This window comes from Stenotrophomonas sp. YJH_SMC_127 (assembly GCF_059372445.1).
This window is the reverse complement of sequence record NZ_JCAFVO010000001.1, coordinates 740,692-760,845: the sequence shown is the minus strand read 5'-3', so window position 1 is coordinate 760,845 and position 20,154 is coordinate 740,692. Positions and strand designations below refer to the sequence as shown.

General features: G+C 67.0%; 17 protein-coding genes. 12 read left to right on the top strand and 5 right to left on the bottom strand.

Annotated features, from left to right (window positions below; all coding sequences use genetic code 11):
* Positions 1-30 precede the first annotated feature (30 nt).
* From AC5QAB_RS03415 to AC5QAB_RS03400, 4 genes are all read left to right on the top strand, one after another.
* The gene (locus AC5QAB_RS03415) at positions 31-1,350 is read left to right on the top strand and encodes a dicarboxylate/amino acid:cation symporter (protein WP_014648249.1); all 1,320 of its coding nucleotides are present in this window, start codon (positions 31-33) and stop codon (positions 1,348-1,350) included.
* A 216-nt stretch (positions 1,351-1,566) separates the two neighbouring features.
* Entirely contained in the window at positions 1,567-3,564 is a 1,998-nt protein-coding gene (gene tkt, locus AC5QAB_RS03410; protein ID WP_014648248.1) for a transketolase, read from the top strand.
* A gap of 306 nt (positions 3,565-3,870) precedes the next feature.
* A complete protein-coding gene (locus AC5QAB_RS03405) occupies positions 3,871-4,149 on the top strand; it encodes a type II toxin-antitoxin system RelE/ParE family toxin (RefSeq protein WP_032962148.1) in 279 nt (92 codons plus the stop codon).
* A gap of 11 nt (positions 4,150-4,160) precedes the next feature.
* Positions 4,161-4,466: a HigA family addiction module antitoxin gene (locus AC5QAB_RS03400; RefSeq protein WP_495233156.1), complete on the top strand. Its 306-nt coding sequence runs from the start codon at positions 4,161-4,163 to the stop codon at positions 4,464-4,466.
* Positions 4,467-4,553: 87 nt separating this feature from the next.
* Here AC5QAB_RS03400 and AC5QAB_RS03395 read toward each other — a convergent pair whose 3' ends face one another.
* Together AC5QAB_RS03395 and AC5QAB_RS03390 are read right to left on the bottom strand one after the other, a co-directional pair.
* A complete protein-coding gene (locus AC5QAB_RS03395) occupies positions 4,554-6,506 on the bottom strand; it encodes an acetyl-CoA hydrolase/transferase C-terminal domain-containing protein (protein ID WP_495233155.1) in 1,953 nt (650 codons plus the stop codon).
* 33 nt (positions 6,507-6,539) lie between these two features.
* Positions 6,540-7,097 carry a flavin reductase family protein gene (locus tag AC5QAB_RS03390; protein ID WP_069118237.1) on the bottom strand — a complete coding sequence of 186 codons (558 nt, stop codon included), beginning with the start codon at positions 7,095-7,097 and terminating at the stop codon, positions 6,540-6,542.
* A gap of 118 nt (positions 7,098-7,215) precedes the next feature.
* Here AC5QAB_RS03390 and AC5QAB_RS03385 point away from each other — a divergent pair, with 118 nt between their 5' ends.
* The 3 genes from AC5QAB_RS03385 to AC5QAB_RS03375 are packed head-to-tail and all read left to right on the top strand — an operon-like array spanning position 7,216 to position 9,375.
* Positions 7,216-7,581 carry a BlaI/MecI/CopY family transcriptional regulator gene (locus AC5QAB_RS03385; RefSeq protein WP_014648244.1) on the top strand — a complete coding sequence of 122 codons (366 nt, stop codon included), beginning with the start codon at positions 7,216-7,218 and terminating at the stop codon, positions 7,579-7,581.
* The gene (locus tag AC5QAB_RS03380; RefSeq protein WP_197562136.1) at positions 7,574-8,815 is read left to right on the top strand and encodes a TonB family protein; all 1,242 of its coding nucleotides are present in this window, start codon (positions 7,574-7,576) and stop codon (positions 8,813-8,815) included. Before AC5QAB_RS03385 ends, AC5QAB_RS03380 begins: the two co-directional genes overlap by 8 nt.
* Positions 8,812-9,375 carry a hypothetical protein gene (locus tag AC5QAB_RS03375; protein ID WP_197562135.1) on the top strand — a complete coding sequence of 188 codons (564 nt, stop codon included), beginning with the start codon at positions 8,812-8,814 and terminating at the stop codon, positions 9,373-9,375. Before AC5QAB_RS03380 ends, AC5QAB_RS03375 begins: the two co-directional genes overlap by 4 nt.
* 53 nt (positions 9,376-9,428) lie before the next feature.
* Here AC5QAB_RS03375 and AC5QAB_RS03370 read toward each other — a convergent pair whose 3' ends face one another.
* The 3 genes from AC5QAB_RS03370 to AC5QAB_RS03360 form a co-directional block, all read right to left on the bottom strand.
* Complete coding sequence (locus AC5QAB_RS03370; protein WP_014648241.1) at positions 9,429-10,229, bottom strand: MBL fold metallo-hydrolase; 801 nt, start codon at positions 10,227-10,229, stop codon at positions 9,429-9,431.
* 11 nt (positions 10,230-10,240) lie between these two features.
* Positions 10,241-11,059: a S1/P1 nuclease gene (locus AC5QAB_RS03365; protein ID WP_049406223.1), complete on the bottom strand. Its 819-nt coding sequence runs from the start codon at positions 11,057-11,059 to the stop codon at positions 10,241-10,243.
* Positions 11,060-11,617: 558 nt separating this feature from the next.
* A complete protein-coding gene (locus tag AC5QAB_RS03360) occupies positions 11,618-12,247 on the bottom strand; it encodes an OmpW/AlkL family protein (protein ID WP_495233154.1) in 630 nt (209 codons plus the stop codon).
* A 193-nt stretch (positions 12,248-12,440) separates the two neighbouring features.
* On the opposite strand from AC5QAB_RS03360, the gene gap reads away from it, so the two are divergent.
* From gap to AC5QAB_RS03335, 5 genes are all read left to right on the top strand, one after another.
* On the top strand, positions 12,441-13,445 hold the full coding sequence (gene gap, locus AC5QAB_RS03355) for a type I glyceraldehyde-3-phosphate dehydrogenase (protein ID WP_005414333.1): 1,005 nt from the start codon (positions 12,441-12,443) through the stop codon (positions 13,443-13,445).
* A gap of 125 nt (positions 13,446-13,570) precedes the next feature.
* On the top strand, positions 13,571-16,249 hold the full coding sequence (locus AC5QAB_RS03350; protein WP_495233153.1) for a DUF2339 domain-containing protein: 2,679 nt from the start codon (positions 13,571-13,573) through the stop codon (positions 16,247-16,249).
* Positions 16,246-17,622: a DUF3999 domain-containing protein gene (locus AC5QAB_RS03345; RefSeq protein WP_032962132.1), complete on the top strand. Its 1,377-nt coding sequence runs from the start codon at positions 16,246-16,248 to the stop codon at positions 17,620-17,622. Before AC5QAB_RS03350 ends, AC5QAB_RS03345 begins: the two co-directional genes overlap by 4 nt.
* Positions 17,623-18,247: 625 nt before the next feature.
* Positions 18,248-19,423 carry a phosphoglycerate kinase gene (locus AC5QAB_RS03340; protein WP_049405010.1) on the top strand — a complete coding sequence of 392 codons (1,176 nt, stop codon included), beginning with the start codon at positions 18,248-18,250 and terminating at the stop codon, positions 19,421-19,423.
* The gene (locus tag AC5QAB_RS03335) at positions 19,420-20,073 is read left to right on the top strand and encodes an HAD hydrolase-like protein (protein WP_197562082.1); all 654 of its coding nucleotides are present in this window, start codon (positions 19,420-19,422) and stop codon (positions 20,071-20,073) included. Before AC5QAB_RS03340 ends, AC5QAB_RS03335 begins: the two co-directional genes overlap by 4 nt.
* Positions 20,074-20,154 lie beyond the last annotated feature (81 nt).

Genomic DNA, 20,154 nt, shown 5'->3' with positions numbered 1-20,154 from the left:
AGTGCATTCATTTTTCGAGGAAACCCGCGTATGACAGCAGCTGCTGCCGACAAGAAGAAGTTGCCCCTGCATTGGAAGATGGGCATCGGCTTTGCGATCGGCCTGGTCCTGGGACTGATCGTGCACGCCCTGGGCGGCAGCGTCGATGGTCTGCAGGCTGGTGCCAAGTGGGTAATGGACTACGTCACCACCCCGGCGTCGGGCCTGTTCCTCAACCTGATCTTCATGCTGATCGTGCCGCTGATCTTCTCGGCGCTGATCATGGGCGTGTCGGAGATGGGCGACATCCGCGCCCTCGGCCGCATCGGCTGGAAGACCCTGGCCTACACCGTGCTGCTGTCCGGCATCGCGGTGGGCATCGGCCTGGTGCTGGTCAACCTGCTCAAGCCGGGCGCGGGCGTCGATCCGCAGACTGCGGCACTGATGCTCTCGGAGAACGCCGAGCGCAGCAAGGAAATCGTCGCTGGCATCCACGGCACGCCGAAGGGCATGGACATGCTGCTGTCGATCGTGCCGAGCAACGTGCTGCAGGCCGCGTCGGACAACGGCGCGATCCTGTCGCTGATGTTCTTCGCGCTGATGTTCGGCATCGGCATGGTGCTGACCGACAATGAAAAGGTTGCCCCGCTGCGCCGCGCCATCGAAGGCGTGTTCGAAATCTCGATGACCCTGATCAACCTGGTCATCCGCCTGGCCCCTTATGCGGTGGCCTGCTTCATGTTCAACCTGGCCGCGCTGTTCGGCTTCGAGTTGATCATCCGCCTGGGTGCCTATGTGGGCGTGGTGGTGCTGGCGCTGGGCCTGCACATGATCGTGACCTACGGTACCGCGGTGTGGCTGTCCGGCCGCTCGCCGCTGTCGTTCTTCCGCGATACCCAGGAAGCAACGGTGATGGCGTTCTCCACCGCCTCCAGCAATGCCACCCTGCCGACCGCGCTGCGCGTGGCCGACCAGATGGGCTTGCCGCAGCGCGTGTCGCGCTTCGTGCTGACCGTGGGTGCCACCGCCAACCAGAACGGCACCGCGCTGTTCGAGGGTGTGACGGTGATCTTCCTGGCCCAGTTCTTCGGCGTGGACCTGAGCATCGGCCAGCAGATCATGGTGATGGCGGTCTGCATCCTCGGTGGCATCGGCACTGCCGGCGTGCCGTCGGGCTCGCTGCCGGTGGTGGCGATGATCTGCGCGATGGTCGGTGTGAACCCGCTGGGCATCGGCCTGATCCTGGGCGTGAATCACTTCCTGGACATGTGCCGTACCGCGCTGAACGTGACCGGCGACCTGGCCCTGACCACGCTGGTGGCCAAGGGCGAGTCGCACGATGGCCCGGCGCTGGGTCCGCAGCAGGACTGAGTCCAACGCCCCTCCTGGCGACCTGATCGGGGTCGGATTCCTTTCCTCAGGGGAAAGGGCTCCGGCCCCTTTTCACATGCGGAATCCGGCGGAGATCACGTCCTTGCGGGCCAGCGGCCGGCACGACCGGGCAAGGTGAACCGACCCCCCGCCCGGCGACTATGGGACAATAGGCCGCCCGCACGTCCGCGGCCGCCTCCCGATTCCGACAGAACCATGACGCAGCCTACCCGTCGCCAGTTGGCCAACGCCATCCGCTTCCTTGCCGCCGATGCGGTTGAAACCGCAAAGTCCGGCCACCCCGGCATGCCCATGGGCATGGCCGACATCGCCGAAGTCCTCTGGAACGACTACCTCCGCCATAACCCGAGCAACCCGCACTGGTTCAACCGCGACCGTTTCGTGCTGTCCAACGGCCACGGTTCGATGCTGCAGTACGCGCTGCTGCACCTGAGCGGCTACGACCTGCCGATCGAGCAGCTGAAGCTGTTCCGCCAGCTGGGCAGCCACACCGCCGGTCACCCGGAACGCCACGAGACCCCGGGCGTGGAGACCACCACCGGCCCGCTGGGCCAGGGTTTCGCCAACGCCGTGGGCTTCGCCCTGGCCGAGAAGCTGCTGGCACAGCGCTTCAACCGCCCGGAGCTGGAAGTGGTCGACCACCGCACCTGGGTGTTCATGGGCGATGGCTGCCTGATGGAAGGCGTGTCGCATGAAGCGGCCTCACTGGCCGGTACCTGGGGCCTGCACAAGCTGGTCTGCTTCTGGGACAACAACCACATCTCCATCGACGGCAACGTCGAGGGCTGGTTCACCGACAACACCCCGGAGCGTTTCGAGGCCTATGGCTGGAACGTGGTCCGCGACGTCGATGGCCATGACCCGGACAGCATCAAGGCCGGCATCGAGGCCGCGCTGTCGCAGAGCGACAAGCCGACCCTGATCTGCTGCCGCACCACCATCGGGTTTGGTTCGCCGAACAAGGCGGGCAAGGAATCCAGCCACGGTGCACCGCTGGGCAAGGACGAGCTGGAAGCCACCCGCAAGCAGCTGGGCTGGGAATACGGCCCGTTCGAGATCCCGCAGGCGATCTACGACGGTTGGCGCGCCAATGGCGCCGGCACCCTGCGCCAGGCCGAGTGGGAACAGCTGTTCGACAAGTACGCCAGCCAGTACCCGGCTGAAGCAGCCGAACTGACCCGCCGCTCGCATGGCGAACTGCCGGCCGACTTCGTTGCCAAGGCCGATGCGTACATCGCCCAGGTGGCCGCGGAAGGCCCGACGATCGCCTCGCGCAAGGCCTCGCAGCTGGCCATCGAAGCCTATGCCCCGCTGCTGCCGGAAATCGTCGGCGGCTCGGCCGACCTGGCGCACTCCAACCTGACCCTCTGGAAGGGCAGCAAATCGGTTGCCAGCGACGACGCCAACGCCAACTACGTGTACTACGGCGTGCGCGAGTTCGGCATGACCGCCATTGCCAACGGCCTGGCCCTGCACGGTGGCTTCATTCCGTTCGACGCCACCTTCCTGGTGTTCAGCGATTACGCCCGCAATGGCGTGCGCATGAGCGCGCTGATCCCGGCGCACGCCATCCACGTCTACACCCACGACTCGATCGGCCTGGGCGAAGACGGCCCGACCCACCAGCCGGTGGAGCACCTGGCCTCGCTGCGCTACATTCCGAACAACGACGTGTGGCGTCCGTGCGATGCGGTCGAGTCGGCGGTGAGCTGGAAGGCCGCGATCACCCGCCAGGACGGCCCGAGCTGCCTGGTGTTCAGCCGCCAGAACCTGCCGCACCAGCCGCGCAGCGCCGAGCAGATCGCGCAGATCGAGCGCGGCGGTTACGTGCTGGCCGATGCCGCCGGTACCCCGGATGTGATCCTGATCGCCACCGGTTCGGAAGTCTCGCTGGCCACCGAAGCCAAGGCCCAGCTGGATGCGGCTGGTCTCAAGACCCGCGTGGTCTCGATGCCGTCCACCGACGTGTTCCTGCGCCAGGACGCGGCCTACCGTGAATCGGTGCTGCCGAACGCGGTGCGCAAGCGCGTGGCTGTGGAAGCCGGTGTCACCGGCTTCTGGCGCCAGTTCGTCGGCCTGGACGGTGCCGTGATCGGTATCGACACCTTCGGTGCCTCCGCCCCGGCCGACCAGCTGTACAAGCACTTCGGCATCACCACCGCGCACGTGGTGGAAGCCGCCAAGGCGCTGTAAGCAGCATCGCGACGTAATGAGGAAAGGCCGGCGCACGCCGGCCTTTTCTTTGCCGCAGGAAAAAGGGGACGGAGGGGATTAAGTCGTTTGTGCACAAACGACTTAATCCCCTCCGTCCCTATTTCTTTGTCCGGCATGTTCCACCCGGCGGTCCCGGCGTCGCGTTGGCCTCTTCATCTGACCTGCGTTCTCTGCGAAAAAAGGACCTGCCGAGGAACCCTCAGAAGTAGGCATGGATAAGAAGCGCGGCGCAGAAAACCACGGTGGATTTGCGGGGTGTAAGGTCATGCCTTACACTTGCGCTGCATGATCGTCAGCTTCAGGCACAAGGGCCTGAAGGCGCTCTATGAGCGGGGCGACATTTCCGGAGTCCGTGCCGATCATGTGGCTCGGTTGCGGCGTTTGCTTCTGCAGCTGGATCAGGCCCGGCTGCCTGGGGACATGGGGCTTCCCGGAAATCGCCTGCACCCCCTGCGCGGAAGCTATAGCGGCTACTGGGCTGTAAGTGTTTCGGCGAGTTGGCGATTGGTGTTCCGCTTTCGTGGGCTCGACGTTGAACTGGTCGATTACCTTGACTACCACTAAGAGGCTGCTCGATGCCGTTGCATGATCCGCCGCATCCCGGAGAATCGCTGCGCGAAGACATCCTGCCGGCGATCAGCATGTCGATCAGTGCGTTGGCGCAGCATCTTGGCTATTCGCGCGGACAGCTGTCGACCGTCATCAACGGGCACGCCGGTATCTCCGCGGAACTCGCGTACCGTCTTGAACTTGCAGGTCTGGGCAATGCCCGCATGTGGCTGGCGATGCAGGCGGCATATGATCTGTGGCAGGTCGAGCATCGAGCGCATCCACCGATTGCCCGCCTGTATCTTGAGGAAGCAGTAAGGATTGGTCAGTAGATTCGCGCCATGCATCGATGAGAAAAGGGGACGGAGGGGATTAAGTCGTTTGTGCACAAACGACTTAATCCCCTCCGTCCCCTTTTCTCAGGCGGTGCGCGCCAGTGCCAGCCGCAGCAGGCGCGCGTCCAGGCGTTCGGCGAAATCCTTCGGTGCCTGCAGGCCCATGCGCTGCAGGTACACCGCATCGCCGTCGCCGGCCGGTTGCCGTAGTGCTGCCCAGACGGTACGCAGCTTGTCGCCGCGGGTCTGCGTATTGGCCTTCAGCCACGCCAGCGCTTTCACCAGCACCTGCTCGATCTCGTTGAAGTCACTGCCCAGCGGATAGTCCGGCAGGCTGCCATCGGCGCGGAACGGGGCCAGCGCCGCTGTCAGCGCCTGCGGCGTATTGCGCTGCTGCCGCTGCGGATCCGGTTGCGCGACCGCCAGCAGTTTGCGCGAGGCGTGCGCCTGCTGCAGCAGGCCGCCCTGGAACGGGGCCTCGGTGATTGCGGTCATCGCATGCACGCAGTCCTCGTCGGTCAGCCCACGCAGATCGGCGATGCCGTATTCGTTGAGGTAGATGTCGCGCAGGTGGCGCGGGATGGTGGTGTGGCCGTAGTTCCAGCGGATGTTGGATTCGCGCCGGCCCTTGTCATCGCGCGCGGCGCGGAACATCAGCACGCTGCGGGCTTCCGGCAGGGCATGTGCCATCGCCACGAAGTTGTACTGCCCGCCCACGCCGGACACCACGCGTCCATCGTCCAGCGCATCCGACACCGCCGCGCCCAGCGCGGTGGCCATCATGCAGGAGTTGAAGAAGCGCGCGTGCCGGCGCTGCAGGCGTTCCAGCGTTTCGTTGCCGCCGTACAGCTGGTTGATCTCGCTGATGCGGCGCATGCCGATCGCACGGCACTCGTCCTCCGGCAGCGTGCGCAGCCACTCGTAGAATTCCGGCGAGCCCAGGTAGAACGCGCCGTGCAGGTACTCACCTTCGGCCGCCAGGGTGGCGTGGTCGATCGACAGCGTGCTGCCGTTCTCGATGCGCTGCATCAGCGCCAGGTCATCGTGTACCTTGCGCTTGATCACCCCGGTCTGCACCAGCCTGCGGAAGCCCTCGTTGAGCATCTCGCTGCAGCCGTACAGGCCCACTTCGAACGGGTCCACGCCGCCGATCTCCTGCACCAGCGGGTGGCTGGCCAGCTGCGGATCCAGCGCGTGCAGCACGCGGCGGTAGCGCGCGTTGTCGGTGTGGCGCAGCACCAGCGCATGGCTGAGCGCGTCGGCCAGCGTACCGATGCCGATCTGCAGCGTGCCGCCATCGCGCACCAGCGTGCTGGCGTACAGGCCGATGGCGTAGTCGACATCGCCGACCGGCTGCCGCGGCAGCCCGAACAGCGCCGGGTACGGCGGCGGTGGGGTGATCACCAGATCGAAGAACGAGACATCGACCGTGGCCGAGCCGCCCAGGTAGGGCAACTGGGGATCGATCTCGGCAATCAGCAGCGGACGCGGCAGGCCACGTGCGGTCATCGCGTCCAGCGTGTCCTGGGTGATGTCGTTGTTGCACGACAGGGAAAGCCGGCGGTCGTTCGGGCGCATCGCCACTTTCTGCACGATCACCTGTGGCGCGCGCTGCGCCACCGCGTCGGCGGCGTGGGTGTAGTTCAGGCTGGTATAGCTGGACTGCGCCTGGCGCGACCCGAGCAGGGCGCCGGATTGCATGTAGAACTCTTCCACCTGCACATGTGCCGGCAACGCGTCGCGTGCGATCGCATCGGCATAGGCCAGGCGCGGGAAGTCGTCGCCGAAATGGCGCTGCGCGAACGGCGCCAGGAAGCGCGCCTCCAGGCCGTTGCCCCGCGCCTTCGGCGGATTCAGCGACAGCGCGGTATACAGCTGCAGCGGCCGCGAAGGATCATGTTCGACGCGTGCGTAGAGGGCATTGAGCAGCCGATGCGGCTTGCCCAGTGCCAGCGGTGCCCCGATCCGCAGCGGCCCGTCCACGCGCGCAAACAACCAGTCGACGGCGGCGTCCAGGTCGGTGAGGTGTTCGGTCATGCGCGGCGGTCCTGCGTCGGGGGAGTGCGGGCATTACAGCATGTCGGGCTTGAACCGCCGTCGACGCGAGACTTCCGCGCCGGCCACCATGAACTGCCCATCGCCGCGGTAATGCACCGTGCGCGGCAGTTTCGGCCGGGGCGCAACATGGGCGCGCACGATTTCCCAGACAAACAGATTGCTCGACGCCACCTGGCTGTCGTCGTACAACCGGCATTCGAAGCACGAATGGCATTGGCCAACCAGCGGCGCGCCGACCTCGCGCGCGGGCAGCGCATCGAGCTCGAAACGGGCGAACTTGTCGACCTCGCGGCCGCTGCAGTTGCCGATATCCACCACGGTATCGAGCAGTTCCACCCCGGGCACGTTGATCACGCACTCGCCGCTGCTACGCGCCAGCGCATGGCTGTGGTTGGCGTCCCACAGGTAGGTGGCGACCAGCGAAGGCGAGAAGCCCATCACCATGTGCCAGCCCATCGTCATCAGGTTGCGCTGGCCGCGCCAAGCGGTGCTGACCAGCACGATCGGGCCAGGTTCGAGGAAGCGGCGGGCCTGCTCGACCGGGAAATCCTTCTTGGGCAGCGCTTTCATCCGATGCCTGGGGCGGGAGGAATCGATGCTGGCGCAGCCGGGATGAACCCGGAGTCGAGGGGCTTGACAGGCAGTTCGATTACGCGCGTAATCAATCCGTCGATTACGGATGTAAACCATGACCCCGATCAGCGAAGCCGAAGCCGTCGTGATGGAGGTGCTGTGGCAGCAGGCACCGCGTAGTGCCGATGACGTGGTGGCCGCGCTGGCCCATCGCGACTGGGCCGAGCCGACCATCAAGACCCTGCTCAACCGCCTGCTGACCAAGGGCGCGATCACTGCCGAGCGCGATGGACGGCGTTACCTGTACCGGCCGCTGCTGCAGCGACAGGCGTGGGTGGAGGCGCAGAGCCAGGACTTCATCGGCCGTGTCTTCGAAGGGCGCGTGGCGCCGCTGGTCGCGCACTTCAGCGAACGCGGCCAGCTGAGCGCGCAGGACATCGCCGAACTGAAGAAGCTGATCCAGGAGCTGGACCATGACTGAGCTGCTCGACGGACTGTGGGGGGCCAGCTTGTGGCTGGCCGTGGGTGTGGTCCTGCTGGCGGTGCTGCGACCGCTGCTGGTGCGGTTGGGGGGCGCTGGGCTGGCCTACCGCAGCTGGTGGCTGCTGCCGCTGCTGCTGGTGGCCCTGACGCTGCCATTGCCACAGGTTGCGGTGTTGCAGCAGGTACCCACGCTGCCGCTGAAAGTGATGCCCGGTGCCCTCGATGCCCTGAGCGGGCCCTCGCTGCCATGGGCCGGGCTGTTGTTCGCGCTGTGGGCATTGGGCGCGGGCATCCGCCTGTTGCGCGACCTGCACGCACAACATCGTTTCGAACGGCGCATGGGCCCACTGACGCCGCGCACCGATGGCAGCTGGCAGGCCAGCGGCGATCCCGGCTTGCCCGCGCTGGTTGGCCTGTGGCGCCCACGCATCGTGGTTGGTCCCGACTTCGACCTGCAGTTCACCGCACAGGAACAGAGCTTGATCCTGCAGCACGAGCGCAGCCATCACCGTCATGGCGATCACTGGGCCAACGGTGCGCTGCTGCTGGTGCGCGCGGTGTTCTGGTTCCACCCGCTTCTGCCGTGGGCTGCGGGCCGCTTCCTGCGCGACCAGGAACTGGCCTGCGATGCCCGCACCATGGCCCCGCAGCCGGCGCTGCGCGGCCTCTACGCCAGCACGCTGCTGAAGGCGCAGCTGGTCCACCCGGTTGCGCCCGCGGTCTGCCATTGGCGCAGCCAACCCGTTTTGAAGGAGCGTATCGCCATGTTGAAGCAGTCCAAGCGGAAGGCATTGCCGTGGGTGTCCGGGCAGGTGCTGGTGGTCGGGTTGTGTGTGGGCATGGGCGCGGTGGCATGGGCCAGCCAGGGCGGCGCGGCCGGGAGCCCGGGGATCGGTGTCGAGCCGTACGCGACTGCGGAAGAAGATGCGGCCAAGGCTGGGCTGGACCGTCCGATCCAGATCGACAGGATGCCACCGCCGTCCTATCCGAAATCCGCGTTCGAGCAGCGCCAGGTAGGTGTGGTGAACCTGCGCGTGGAGGTGGATGCGCAGGGGCGTCCCAGCGATGTCCGCGTGCTCAGTGCCACCAATCCGGGCGTGTTCGATGCGGTGTCGATCGCTGCGGCACGCAGCTGGACCTATCGGCCGGCGATGAAGAACGGTAAGCCGGTTGCAGCGGCGGTGAAGATTCCGATCACGTTCGCCATGGACAACACCGAGGACACCCAATGAAGTCCGCTGCGCTGATCATGGCGGCAGCGCTGCTGGTGGGGTGTGCGAGCCAGGACCGCCTGACCACGGTGGATACCCGCAGCGAAAATGTCGGCCACCAGCGCCTGCAGCCGCAGGCGGGCAGCGGCGGTGGACAGCTGCAGGTGTATTCGCTGGGTGCGACCGAAGGCTACCGGATGCCCCAGCTGTACGCGGCACCAGACCCGGAGGTTGGCGATCGTGACCCGCGCGCGGAACTGGCGCCGACCACGATCTGCCTGCAGGTGGTGGTTGATGCCAATGGCGCCGTGGAGCGAAGCGTGCCATTGACCGATCGTCCGGAGTGCGCGGCAGGTGCTGCGGGCGAGAATGCGCCCCTGCTGCAGGCTGCCCAGGAAGCCGTGGCGATGTGGAAGTACTCGTCCGCAGCGGTCTGCCACTTCGCGGCGGGCAAGGTGCCTGCCGACCGCGGTGACTGCCGGGGCGCCGAGCGCGTCGAGCCGGTAGCGGTCACCCTGCAGTACGCCTTCACGTTCGAGATCGTGAAGGGCCGGCACGTGGTGCGGATGCAGGGAAAATGAACGCTCGCGGTCCGTGATGGAAACCGATGGCGCCGGGCTCTGCCCGGCGTACGTCAGGCCCCGCCCTGGATATTGGCCTTTACCGCAGGCTGCATCAGCTTCGGTTCTTCCAACGTCGCATCGCGGGCCTGGCGCACGCTGACGAACTCCGCCTCGGCCACGCCGTCGTGCACGTGGATGTTGTGCGCGCGCTGTTCACCGATGGTGGTTTCGTTGGCGAAGTCGCGGCCGCCCGGGCCGTAGTCGTGGCAGACGAACACGCGGGTGGCATCCGGCAGGGCCAGCAGGCGCTGGATCGAGCGGTACAGCTGTGCGGCATCACCGCCGGGGAAGTCGCAGCGGGCAGTGCCGCCGTCGGGCATGAACAGCGAGTCGCCAGTGAACAGCGCATCGTCGATCAGGTAGGCGATGCTGTCGCTGGTGTGGCCGGGCACGGCGATCACCTGGCAGCGCAGTTCGCCCAAAGTGAAGGTCTCGCCGTCACTGAACAGGTGGTCGAAGATTTCATCGGCGCCCGGAAGCTGCAGGCCATAGCGTGGCGCAAACGTCGCCTGCACCGCACGGATGCCTTCACCGATGGCCAGCGTGGCCTGCGGAAAGCGCTGCTTGAGCCGGCGCCCGGCCGACACATGGTCGGCGTGGGCATGCGTCTCCAGCAGCCAGCGCAGCTGCAGGCCCTGTTGTTCGATGGCCTGCAATGCCGCGCGCAGCGGTGATTCGCTGCTGGCGTCGGTGTCCGGGTCATAGTCCAGGACCGGATCGATCAGCGCCGCCTCGCCGCTGGCCGGGTCGCTGACCAGGTAGCTGAAGGTGTTGCTGTCACGGTGGAAGAACGACTGCACCTGGACCGGCATTGGAGCTCTCCTCAGCGCGTGCCGAGCACGCGGTTCAGCAACTGCGCCAGGTTTTCACCGGCCAGCCGCAGCTGCGCTTCGGCCAGCGGCCGGTAGCGCTCGGTGTACTCGTCACCGATTTTACGCGAGGCCGGATAAACGCCAGGTTGCATGGAGATGCGGCAGCTGGCCTCGGCCCAGGCCTGCGGGTCGCGCTGCGGGTTGGACTGGCGTGCCAGCTTCGGTGCTCGCTGGCTCTGCAGCACCGGCAGGTAGCCGGCATCGTCCAGCTTGCGGGTGTTGAGCATGCCGCTGTCCCACAGCGAGTGCAGGTTGGTACCGCGGTTGCCGAACTGCAGCTGGAAATCATTGCCGCCCTTGTCGTGGGCGTAGCCGGCGTGCATCGGCTGGTGGATGTCGCCGACCAGGTGCACGACGAACTTCAGCGCCTGCAGGCGCTCGCCGTCAGTCAGGCTGCGGTCGCCCAGAATGGCGCTCTGCGCCTTGAGGGCTTCGACGATGCAGTTGCCGTTCCTGCAGTGCTTCGGTGCTTCGTAGTGGCAGTCGTCTTCGGCAATGTTGACGTAGTGCCAGCCGGCCGAGCGACGGCCCAGGCCCGGGTCCTTGGCGCGCAGCTGGTCGGCCCAGGGCGCGATGCTGGCCAGGGTGGCGTCCGGTTCGGTGGCCAGCAGGCGGTCCACTTCGGCGCGGGCGGCGGGGGTGAGGCGGGCGTCGGCGACTTCGGCGACAAGGCGGTGGCCTTGCGCGCCCCAGGCATGGGCAGGGGCGGAGACGGACAGCAGGGCCGGCGCCAGGGCGGCGGCGAGGAACAGGGAGTGCAGGGCTTTCATGCGCCCATTCTAGCGGGGTAGGTGGATTGAAGAGCGGCGCGTTCCTGTTCCGAAGTGGAAGCGTAGAGGGAGGGGCGGCGGGACACGCCGTAAATCCGTCCCTGGGGGCTCGATGGCGCCATCCATGGCGCCAACGGTCCCGCCGCCCCTCCCTCTGCGCTCCCCTCCAAACATGGCCGCGGAGGCGGATGCAAACGTCAAATGCAACATCAAAAACAAATGCAGGATCAAAATCGGCCTCCTGCAATTACAGGCAATCACTGCGCCTCGGATGCACGGGTTCTGCTCTTGCCTTTGCTTGAGCTGGTACGCACGCGGTGATGGGAAGGGGCAAGGCGGGGAGCGGAGCCGGGACCGTTGGCGCCATGGATGGCGCCATCGAGCCCCCAGGGATGGGTTTACGGCGTGTCCCGGCTCCGCTCCCTGCCTTGCCCCAGCTCCGGAACCGCTTCAGTCCCAGGCACAAAAAAGCCCCGGCAATTACCGGGGCAACATGCTGCGAGGGTTCTGCGTGTAGCGGGGGAGCGGGGGCGAAGCCCCCGCGCCCAATACACCGCTTTAGAACTTGAAGACGTACGAAGTGCCGTAGACCAGCGGATCGATGTTGACCGTGCCGATCTTCTCGCCGTTCAACTTCACCTTGCTGTCGATGTCGATCCAGCGCATGTCCACGCGCAGGGCGCCCTTCTCGCCGATCGCGAAGTCCACGCCGGCGTGTGCGGCCAGGCCCCACGAATCCTGCAGCTTCAGCTTGCTGCCGGCCAGCGCACCCGTAGTGTCTTCGCTGAAGAAGGTGGTGTAGTTCAGGCCGGCGCCGACGAACGGCGACACCTTGCCCTTGCTGTTGAAGTGGTACTGCAGGGTGACCACCGGCGGCAGCTGCTTGGTGCTGCCGACGCGGCCCAGGCCGTTGATGTTGATGTCGTGCTTGAACGGCAGCGCGGCCAGCACTTCGATGCCCAGGTTGTCGGCGATGAAGTACTCGCCGGTGATGGTCGGCTTGACGTCATTGTCGACGTCGACCTTCAGGGTGCCGCCGGCCAGCCAGCCGTTGTTCGACTTCGGCGCCACCTGGTGCACGCCGGCCGAGACGGTCCAGTCGCCCTTGGACTGCGCCATGGCCGGGGCGGCGGCGAGCGACAGGGCGGCGGCCAGGCTGGCCACGATCAGGGGGGAGGTCTTGCGCATGGGGGTCTTCTCGTTGCTGGGTGGATGGCGACAGTCTCGGCCTCACGCCGCGCTAACGCTTTGATCCGGATCAAATCCTGTCCGTGGGCCGGCCGGCGGTCCCGGCTGGCCCACGGTGGCCGGCGGCGGTTTGCTAGACTTGTGGGCCCTATCCATCCCGCCGCACCTGTCGCGGCCGCAGGAGCTTGAGAACATGGCAATCAAGGTTGGTATCAACGGTTTCGGTCGCATCGGGCGTAACGTCCTGCGCTCGGCGGTGCTGAACTTCGGCGACGACATCGAAATCGTGGCCATCAACGATCTGCTGGAGCCGGACTATCTGGCGTACATGCTCAAGTACGACTCCGTGCACGGCCGCTTCAAGGCCGACGTGGCGGTGCAGGGCAACGATCTGCTGGTCAATGGCAAGAAGATCCGCCTGACCCAGGAACGCGACCCGGCCAACCTGAAGTGGGATGAAGTCGGCGCTGATGTGGTGCTGGAAGCCACCGGCCTGTTCCTGACCAAGGAAACCGCGCAGAAGCACATCGATGCCGGCGCCAAGAAGGTCATCATGTCGGCCCCGTCGAAGGACGACACGCCGATGTTCGTGTACGGCGTGAACGACAAGACCTACGCCGGCCAGGCGATCATCTCCAACGCTTCGTGCACCACCAACTGCCTGGCCCCGCTGGCCAAGGTCATCAATGACAAGTGGGGCATCAAGCGTGGCCTGATGACCACCGTGCATGCGGCCACCGCCACCCAGAAGACCGTCGATGGCCCGTCCAACAAGGACTGGCGCGGCGGCCGTGGCATCCTGGAAAACATCATTCCCTCGTCCACCGGTGCGGCCAAGGCCGTCGGCGTGGTCATCCCGGAACTGAACAAGAAGCTGACCGGCATGAGCTTCCGCGTCCCGACCTCGGACGTGTCGGTGGTCGACCTGACCGTCGAGCTGGAAAAGGAAGCCACCTACGCCGAGATCTGCGCCGAAGTGAAGGCACAGAGCGAAGGCCCGCTGAAGGGCATCCTGGGCTACACCGAAGACAAGGTGGTGGCCACCGATTTCCGCGGCGAAACCTGCACCTCGGTGTTCGACGCCGATGCCGGCATCGCCCTGGACGGCACCTTCGTCAAGCTGGTGACCTGGTACGACAACGAGTGGGGCTACTCGAACAAGTGCCTGGAAATGGCCAAGGTCATCGCCGCCAAGTAAGGCCGGCGTAGATCGCAGACGAACCCCGGCCTGGCCGGGGTTCGTCGTTTAAGGGGCCCACCCTGTCGTAGCATGGGGCGGTCGACCGCTGCCGCTGGGGCGCGGGAACGCAATGGAAGCACGCAATGGAAGCACTGATCGCACTGGTCGTATTGGTCCTGTTGGCCATCCCCCTGCTGCTGGTGGTGGCGCTGGTGATGATCTCCGGCCTGCGCCGCCGCGTCGCGGCGCTGGAAAGCGCGATGGCCGCCGCGCCTGCCACCGCCAGGCCGGCCGCCAGCGCGCCCACGCCTGAACGGGCTGCGGCCACGCCCACGGCCAGTGCCGATCCACCGTTCCTGCGGCCGGTCGCCGCTGCTGCGCCGCACCCCACGCAGCCACCGGTGCGCGAAGCAGCGCCGACCGAGGCGCCTGTTCCCCGACCTGCTGCGCCACCGCCGGTGCCACCGGTGCCGGTGCAGCCGCCGCTGCCTTCCGAGCCGGCACTGCCCAACGTCATCGAGCGCGGCATCAGTGCGGTCAAGCGCTGGTTCACCGAAGGCAACGTCCCGGTCAAGATCGGCATGCTGGTGCTGCTGGCCGGTGTCGCGGCGCTGCTGAAGTACGTCAGCGACCAGGGCTGGCTGGTGTTGCCGATCGAGCTGCGCCTGGCCGGCATCACTGTGGGCGCGCTGGGCCTGCTGGCCTTCGGCTGGCACCAGCGCGAGCGCCGGCGCCTGTTTGCGCTGGCCTTGCAGGGCGGTGCCATCGGCGTACTGCTGCTGACCATCTTCGCGGCCTTCAAGCGCTTCGACCTGATTCCGCCGGGCTTCGCCTTCGCCAGCTCCATTGCCCTGGTGGCCGGGCTGTGCGTGCTGGCGGTGGTGCAGAACTCGCGCACGCTGGCCGTGCTGGGCATCCTGGCCGGCTTCATGGCACCACTGTGGCTGTCCACCGGCAGCGGCAATCACGTGGGGCTGTTCAGCTATTACGCGGTGCTCAACGCGGGCATCTTCGCCATCGCCTGGTTCCGCCCTTGGCGCGCACTGAACCTGCTGGGCTTCGCCTTCACTTTCGGCATCGGCACCTTCTGGGGCGTGCTGCAGTACGTACCGGACAAGTTCAGCAGCACTGAGCCGTTCCTGCTGTTGTTCTTCGTGTTCTACCTGCTGATCCCGCTGCTGTACGCGCGCCGCCAGCCGGCCGGCCGGCGCGATCTGATCGATGGCAGCCTGGTGTTCGGCGCGCCGCTGGTCGCATTCTCGTTGCAGGCAGGCATGCTGCACGAACAACCGATGACGCTGGCACTATGCGCGTTGGGCCTGGCCGCGATCTACGCGGTACTGGCACGGGCGCTGATCGCACGTGCGTCGTATACCATGCTGGCGCAGTCGCATGCCGTGCTTGCGGTGGGCTTCGCCACGCTGGCGGTGCCGCTGGCCTTGTCGGCGCGCGCCACCGGCGCGGTGTTTGCGCTGGAAGGTGCCGGGCTGGCGTGGCTGGGGCTGCGCCAGAAGCGCTGGCTGCCGCAGGTATCCGGCGCGTTGCTGCAGATCGGCGCCGCATTCGCCTTCGTTGCCGGTGGCGACCACTGGCACGAAGACCTGCGCTTCCTGATCAACCCGACCGCCATCGGCGCGCTGTTGCTGGCCCTGGCCGGCTTCGCGTCGGCGTGGAGCTACCAGCGCAGGCCACGTCATGAGGTCGCACTGGTGTACTACCTGTGGGGCCTGCTGTGGTGGCTGGGCGGCCTGGTCCATGAGATCACGCGCTTCTTCCCGTACCGCACCGAAGTGGACGCGTTGCTGGTGCTGGCCGCGGTCACTGCCTGGCTGGTGGCCGAAGTGCAGCGTCGCCAGCCGGCGCGTGCACTGGGCGTGACCGCACTGGCCATGCTCGCGCTGGGCTTCCCGCTGGCCCTGGTGCAGAGCGATGCACACCACCAGCCGTTCGCCGGTTATGGCGCGCTGGCCTGGGCGGTGTTCGCGGTGCTGGGCGTGCGGACCCTGCTGTGCCTGCGCCAGGGCGGCGATACCGTGGCCCGCATCGCGCAGTTCCTGTGGTGGCTGCTGTGGCCGTCGCTGCTTTCGCTGCTGGCCCTGTGGGGCGGTGGCGAAGCCGATCTGGCGCAGGGCTGGACGACCCTGCTGGTGACCTTGCCATGGCTGCTGATGGCGGCACTGTCGCTGTGGCGCTGGAATGCGCTGCGCTGGCCATTGGGACAGGCCTTCGACAGCGTGCGCGTCCCGCTGCAGTGCGTGCTGTTCGGCCTGCTGTCGATCGGCTGGCTGTTGGGCCAGCTGCTGCCGGGCGACGCCGCACCGCTGTTGTGGCTGCCGGTGCTGAATCCGGCCGAGATCGGCCAATGGTTGAGCCTGTTGCTGCTGGCGCGCTGGCTGTACAGCAATCAGGGATCGCAGGCCCCGCAGGCATTGCTGAACATCCGCATGCCGCTGCTGGCACTGGCGGCCTTCGTCGCGCTGACCAGCCTGGTGCTGCATGGCGTGCACCAGTGGGGTGGGCTGGCGTGGAACGCGTCGATGATGCGCTTCAGCCTGGCCCAGACCAGCCTGACCGTGTTGTGGAGCGTGCTGGGCGTGATTGCCTGGGTGTGGGGTTCGCGTCGTGGCCAGCGTGTGCTGTGGATGGTCGGTGCCGTGCTGATGGGCGTGGTACTGGCCAAGCTGGTTATTGTCGATCGCCAGCACCTGGGCAACCTGCTGGGCATCGCATCGTTCATCGCCTACGGCCTGCTGTGCACGGTCGTGGGTTATCTGGCACCGGCTCCGCCGAGCGTGGCGCCGACCGTGGAGGAAAAGCAATGAGGAAGTGGAGCAGGGCGCTGCTGCCGGCGATGTTCGGCATGCTGGCCGCCGTCGTGGTGCAGGCGGCTGATTACCGCACGCAGTATGCCGAGCAATGGCCGCTCACATTGTCCAGCGCGCAGTCCGGTGCCTACCGCATCGTGCTGGAGCCGGCGATCTACCGCCGTGCCGTGAGCCCCGACCTCAGCGACCTGCAGGTGTTCAATGCAGCCAGCCAGCTGCTGCCGTCGGCACTGCTGGCGCCGGACCAGCCGCTGGCGCAACCGCCGGTGCAGCGTGAACTGCCGTGGTTCGTGCTGCCGCCGCTGGCCGATGCCCAGCGCAACGATCTGCAGCTGCTGACCGAGCGTGATACCGATGGGCGCGTGCGCCGGGTCGAAGCACGGGTGAGTGGCGGGGCGACGGCGAACGGGCAGGGCGGCTGGCTGATCGACGCCAGCATGCTCGACCAGCAGCCGCTGGCGGCGCTGGTGCTGGACTGGGCCGACAGCGGCCAGCCGCTGCAGGCGCAGGTTCAGCTGGATGCCAGTGATGACCTGCAGCACTGGCGATCGATGGGTCGCGACGTGCCGCTGGTGGATCTGCAGCGCGCCGGCAAGCGCCTGCTGCAGCGCCGCCTGCAGGTGGACGGCACTGCACGCTACCTGCGCATCCTGGCGCAGGGCGACTCGCGGCTGCCGACCCTGCGCGGCGTGTTGGCGGAACTGCCGCCAGCGCCGGCCACGCTGCCGTGGGAATGGCTGTCGCTGGAGCCGACGTCGAAGGGCAAGGGCGAATACACCTTCGAGATGGATGGCCGGTTCCCGGTGGCGCGCGCCGATGTGGCCAGCACCGACAACAGCCTGGTGCAATGGACGCTGTTCAGTCGTGATGACGAGAGTGCCGAGTGGCAGCGCCGCAGCGCGCCGTGGATCGCCTACCAGGTGCAACAGGGCACGCAGGGCCAGCGCCAGCAGTCGGCGGCGCAGCCGCTGGGCGGCGTGCACCGCGACCGCTACTGGAAGCTGGTGGCCAATCCGGCGGAATCTGCCACTGCGCCGACGCTGCGCCTGGGCTACCAACCGGAAGTGCTGGTGTTCCTGAGCCAGGGTGCGGCGCCCTACGCACTGGCGGTGGGCAGCGCGACCGCGCGCCGCACGGACGCGCCGATCGGGGTGTTGATCGAGGAACTTCGGCAGCGCAACGATCCGTCGTGGCAGCCGACGCTGGCGCGACTGGAAGGCAGCCCGGAGCCGCTGGCGGGCGATGCGGCGCTGAAGCCGCAGCATGACTGGAAGTCGTGGCTGTTGTGGGCGCTGCTGGGTCTGGGCGTGCTGGTGGTGGGTGGTCTGGCGCTCAGCCTGCTTCGGCAGAAGCCGACGCCTTCGGCGTAGGTTCCGGCGAACGGCGCAGCCCCTCGTGGGTGGCTGCAAAGCGCGATCCCGGGGATGGGCCGAGCGGGTGGGCTGGGCAGGGGACGCCGTGAATCCGTCCCTGGAGGCTTAGCCGCGCCATCCATGGCGCGGATACCCCTGCCCAGCCCACCCGCCCGGCCTCTGACAGTTTCCGTGTGCGTCCACCCACGGAAATAAAAAAAGAAGAGCAAAAGCTGCTTGGCTGGGCGCTCTTTGTAGAGCCGAGCCCACGCTCGGCTGCTGCTCGCGGTAGACCCAGCCGAGCATGGGCTCGGCTCTACATTGGTTTCTCCGACATCAGAAACCGCTCTTGCTCCTGCCTTTGCCATCCGCTCCGCCTCATGAACCTGTCGAGGCCGGGATGGTGTGGGGTGGCAGGGGTGTGAGCCGCATGGATGCGGCGACCAAGCCCCCATGGACGGGTTTACGGCGTCCCCTGCCACCCCACAGCACCCCGGCTCACCCTCAGCACCAAGAAGCGCCAGCGCTTTGGCTGTTGCAGTTCGCTGTTGCCGTACGCCTCTGCCTGCCGCAGGCATCGCCACCCGATACAATGGCCGCCTGCCGTAGCCCGGCATCCCGTCCCTGAGCCAAAGAGTTGCCCATGTCCATCGTCCGCATGACCGACCTCGACCTCTCCGGCAAGCGCGTGCTGATCCGCCAGGATCTGAACGTGCCGATCGAGAATGGCCGCATCACCTCCGAACAGCGCATCACCGCTTCGCTGCCGACGCTCAAGCGCGCGCTGGAGCAGGGCGCGGCGGTGATGGTCACCTCGCACCTGGGGCGCCCGAAGGAAGGCGTGTGGAGCGAAGCGGAGTCGCTGGCGCCGGTCGCCCAGCGCCTGTCCGAGCTGCTCGGCCGCGAGGTTCCGCTGGTGCGTGACTGGGTCGACGGCGTCGACGTGCAGCCGGGCCAGCTGGTGCTGCTGGAAAACTGCCGCATGAATGTCGGCGAGGGCAAGGACGACGAGGCCCTGTCGAAGAAGTACGCCGCCCTGTGCGACGTGTTCGTGATGGATGCCTTTGGTACCGCACACCGCGCGCAGGCCTCGACCCATGGCGTCATCCGCTTCGCCCCGGTCGCGGCCGGTGGCCCGCTGCTGATGGCCGAGCTGGACGCGCTGGCGCAGGCGCTGGACGCACCGGCCAAGCCGCTGCTGGCCATCGTTGCCGGCAGCAAGGTCAGCACCAAGCTGGAACTGCTGGCCAACCTGGTCGGCAAGGTCGACCAGCTGATCGTTGGTGGTGGCATCGCCAACACCTTCATCGCTGCCGCCGGCTACAAGGTCGGCAAGTCGCTGTATGAGCCGGACCTGCTGGACACCGCGAAGAAGATCGTGGCCGATGCCAAGGCGCGTGGCGCCGACATCCCGCTGCCGGTCGACGTGGTCACCGCCAAGCAGTTCATGCCGGACGCTGTTGCCGAAGTGAAGGCGGTCGACGCCGTCGCCGAGGACGACCTGATCCTGGATATTGGCCCGCAGACCGCTGCGCAGTACGCGCAGCTGATCGGAAAGGCCGGCACCGTGGTCTGGAACGGCCCGGTCGGCGTGTTCGAGTTCGAAGCCTTCAGCAAGGGCACCGAAGCGCTGGCCCGCGCCATCGCCAGCTCGCCGGCATTCTCCATCGCGGGCGGTGGCGACACCCTGGCGGCGGTCGACAAGTTCGATATCGCCGGACAGGTCAGCTATATCTCCACTGGCGGTGGTGCGTTCCTGGAGTTCCTGGAAGGCAAGACCCTGCCGGCCGTCGCCGCGCTCGACGCGCGCGGCGCATGAGTGCCGACCGTAGCAAGGATGTCCTGTTCTTCGACCTCGACGGCACGCTGATCGATTCGCAGGTGGGCATCACCGCCTGCATCGCCTATGCGCTGCAGAAGATGGACCATCCGGTGCCGCCGCAGGAGACGCTGCTGGGCTGGATCGGTCCGTCGCTGCGCACCACCTTCACGCCGCTGTTCATCGAACCGGCGCGGGTGGAACAGGCGGTGGGCTATTACCGCGAGCGGTTCGACGTCGAAGGCTGGCGCGAACACACGGTGTACCCGCAGGTGGAAGACACGCTGCGCACGCTGCATGGCCGTGGCCACCGCCTGGCGGTGGTCACCGCCAAGAACGAGCCGCATGCGCGTCGCATCCTTGCGCACCTGCCGTTTGGCGGGCTGTTCGAGGAGATCATCGGTTCGACCCTGGATGGCTCGCGCAGCCACAAGCCGGAGCTGGTCGGGGAAGCTCTGCGCCGGCTGCAGGTGCAGCCCGCACAGTGCTGGATGATCGGCGACCGCCGCATGGACATCGAAGGCGCGCGTCACCACGGCCTGCGCAGCGTGGGTGTGCTGTGGGGCTTTGGCGGTGAGGCGGAACTCACCGCGGCCGGCGCTGGCCAGCTGGCACGCGAACCGGCGCAGCTGGAAACGCTGCTGGCCTAGCTTGCTGTAGCGCCGAGCCGATGCCCGGCTGCTCCGGCGAGTGGCCAGCCGGGCATGGGCTCGGCTCTACGGAATGCCCTG

What these genes read in the sequence shown, in the direction of transcription:
- AC5QAB_RS03415 (WP_014648249.1), top strand. Translation starts at nt 31, where the DNA reads ATGACAGCAGCTGCTGCCGACAAGAAGAAGTTGCCCCTGCATTGGAAG.
- tkt (WP_014648248.1), top strand. Translation starts at nt 1,567, where the DNA reads ATGACGCAGCCTACCCGTCGCCAGTTGGCCAACGCCATCCGCTTCCTT.
- AC5QAB_RS03405 (WP_032962148.1), top strand. Translation starts at nt 3,871, where the DNA reads ATGATCGTCAGCTTCAGGCACAAGGGCCTGAAGGCGCTCTATGAGCGG.
- AC5QAB_RS03400 (WP_495233156.1), top strand. Translation starts at nt 4,161, where the DNA reads ATGCCGTTGCATGATCCGCCGCATCCCGGAGAATCGCTGCGCGAAGAC.
- AC5QAB_RS03395 (WP_495233155.1), bottom strand. Translation starts at nt 6,506, where the DNA reads ATGACCGAACACCTCACCGACCTGGACGCCGCCGTCGACTGGTTGTTT.
- AC5QAB_RS03390 (WP_069118237.1), bottom strand. Translation starts at nt 7,097, where the DNA reads ATGAAAGCGCTGCCCAAGAAGGATTTCCCGGTCGAGCAGGCCCGCCGC.
- AC5QAB_RS03385 (WP_014648244.1), top strand. Translation starts at nt 7,216, where the DNA reads ATGACCCCGATCAGCGAAGCCGAAGCCGTCGTGATGGAGGTGCTGTGG.
- AC5QAB_RS03380 (WP_197562136.1), top strand. Translation starts at nt 7,574, where the DNA reads ATGACTGAGCTGCTCGACGGACTGTGGGGGGCCAGCTTGTGGCTGGCC.
- AC5QAB_RS03375 (WP_197562135.1), top strand. Translation starts at nt 8,812, where the DNA reads ATGAAGTCCGCTGCGCTGATCATGGCGGCAGCGCTGCTGGTGGGGTGT.
- AC5QAB_RS03370 (WP_014648241.1), bottom strand. Translation starts at nt 10,229, where the DNA reads ATGCCGGTCCAGGTGCAGTCGTTCTTCCACCGTGACAGCAACACCTTC.
- AC5QAB_RS03365 (WP_049406223.1), bottom strand. Translation starts at nt 11,059, where the DNA reads ATGAAAGCCCTGCACTCCCTGTTCCTCGCCGCCGCCCTGGCGCCGGCC.
- AC5QAB_RS03360 (WP_495233154.1), bottom strand. Translation starts at nt 12,247, where the DNA reads ATGCGCAAGACCTCCCCCCTGATCGTGGCCAGCCTGGCCGCCGCCCTG.
- gap (WP_005414333.1), top strand. Translation starts at nt 12,441, where the DNA reads ATGGCAATCAAGGTTGGTATCAACGGTTTCGGTCGCATCGGGCGTAAC.
- AC5QAB_RS03350 (WP_495233153.1), top strand. Translation starts at nt 13,571, where the DNA reads ATGGAAGCACTGATCGCACTGGTCGTATTGGTCCTGTTGGCCATCCCC.
- AC5QAB_RS03345 (WP_032962132.1), top strand. Translation starts at nt 16,246, where the DNA reads ATGAGGAAGTGGAGCAGGGCGCTGCTGCCGGCGATGTTCGGCATGCTG.
- AC5QAB_RS03340 (WP_049405010.1), top strand. Translation starts at nt 18,248, where the DNA reads ATGTCCATCGTCCGCATGACCGACCTCGACCTCTCCGGCAAGCGCGTG.
- AC5QAB_RS03335 (WP_197562082.1), top strand. Translation starts at nt 19,420, where the DNA reads ATGAGTGCCGACCGTAGCAAGGATGTCCTGTTCTTCGACCTCGACGGC.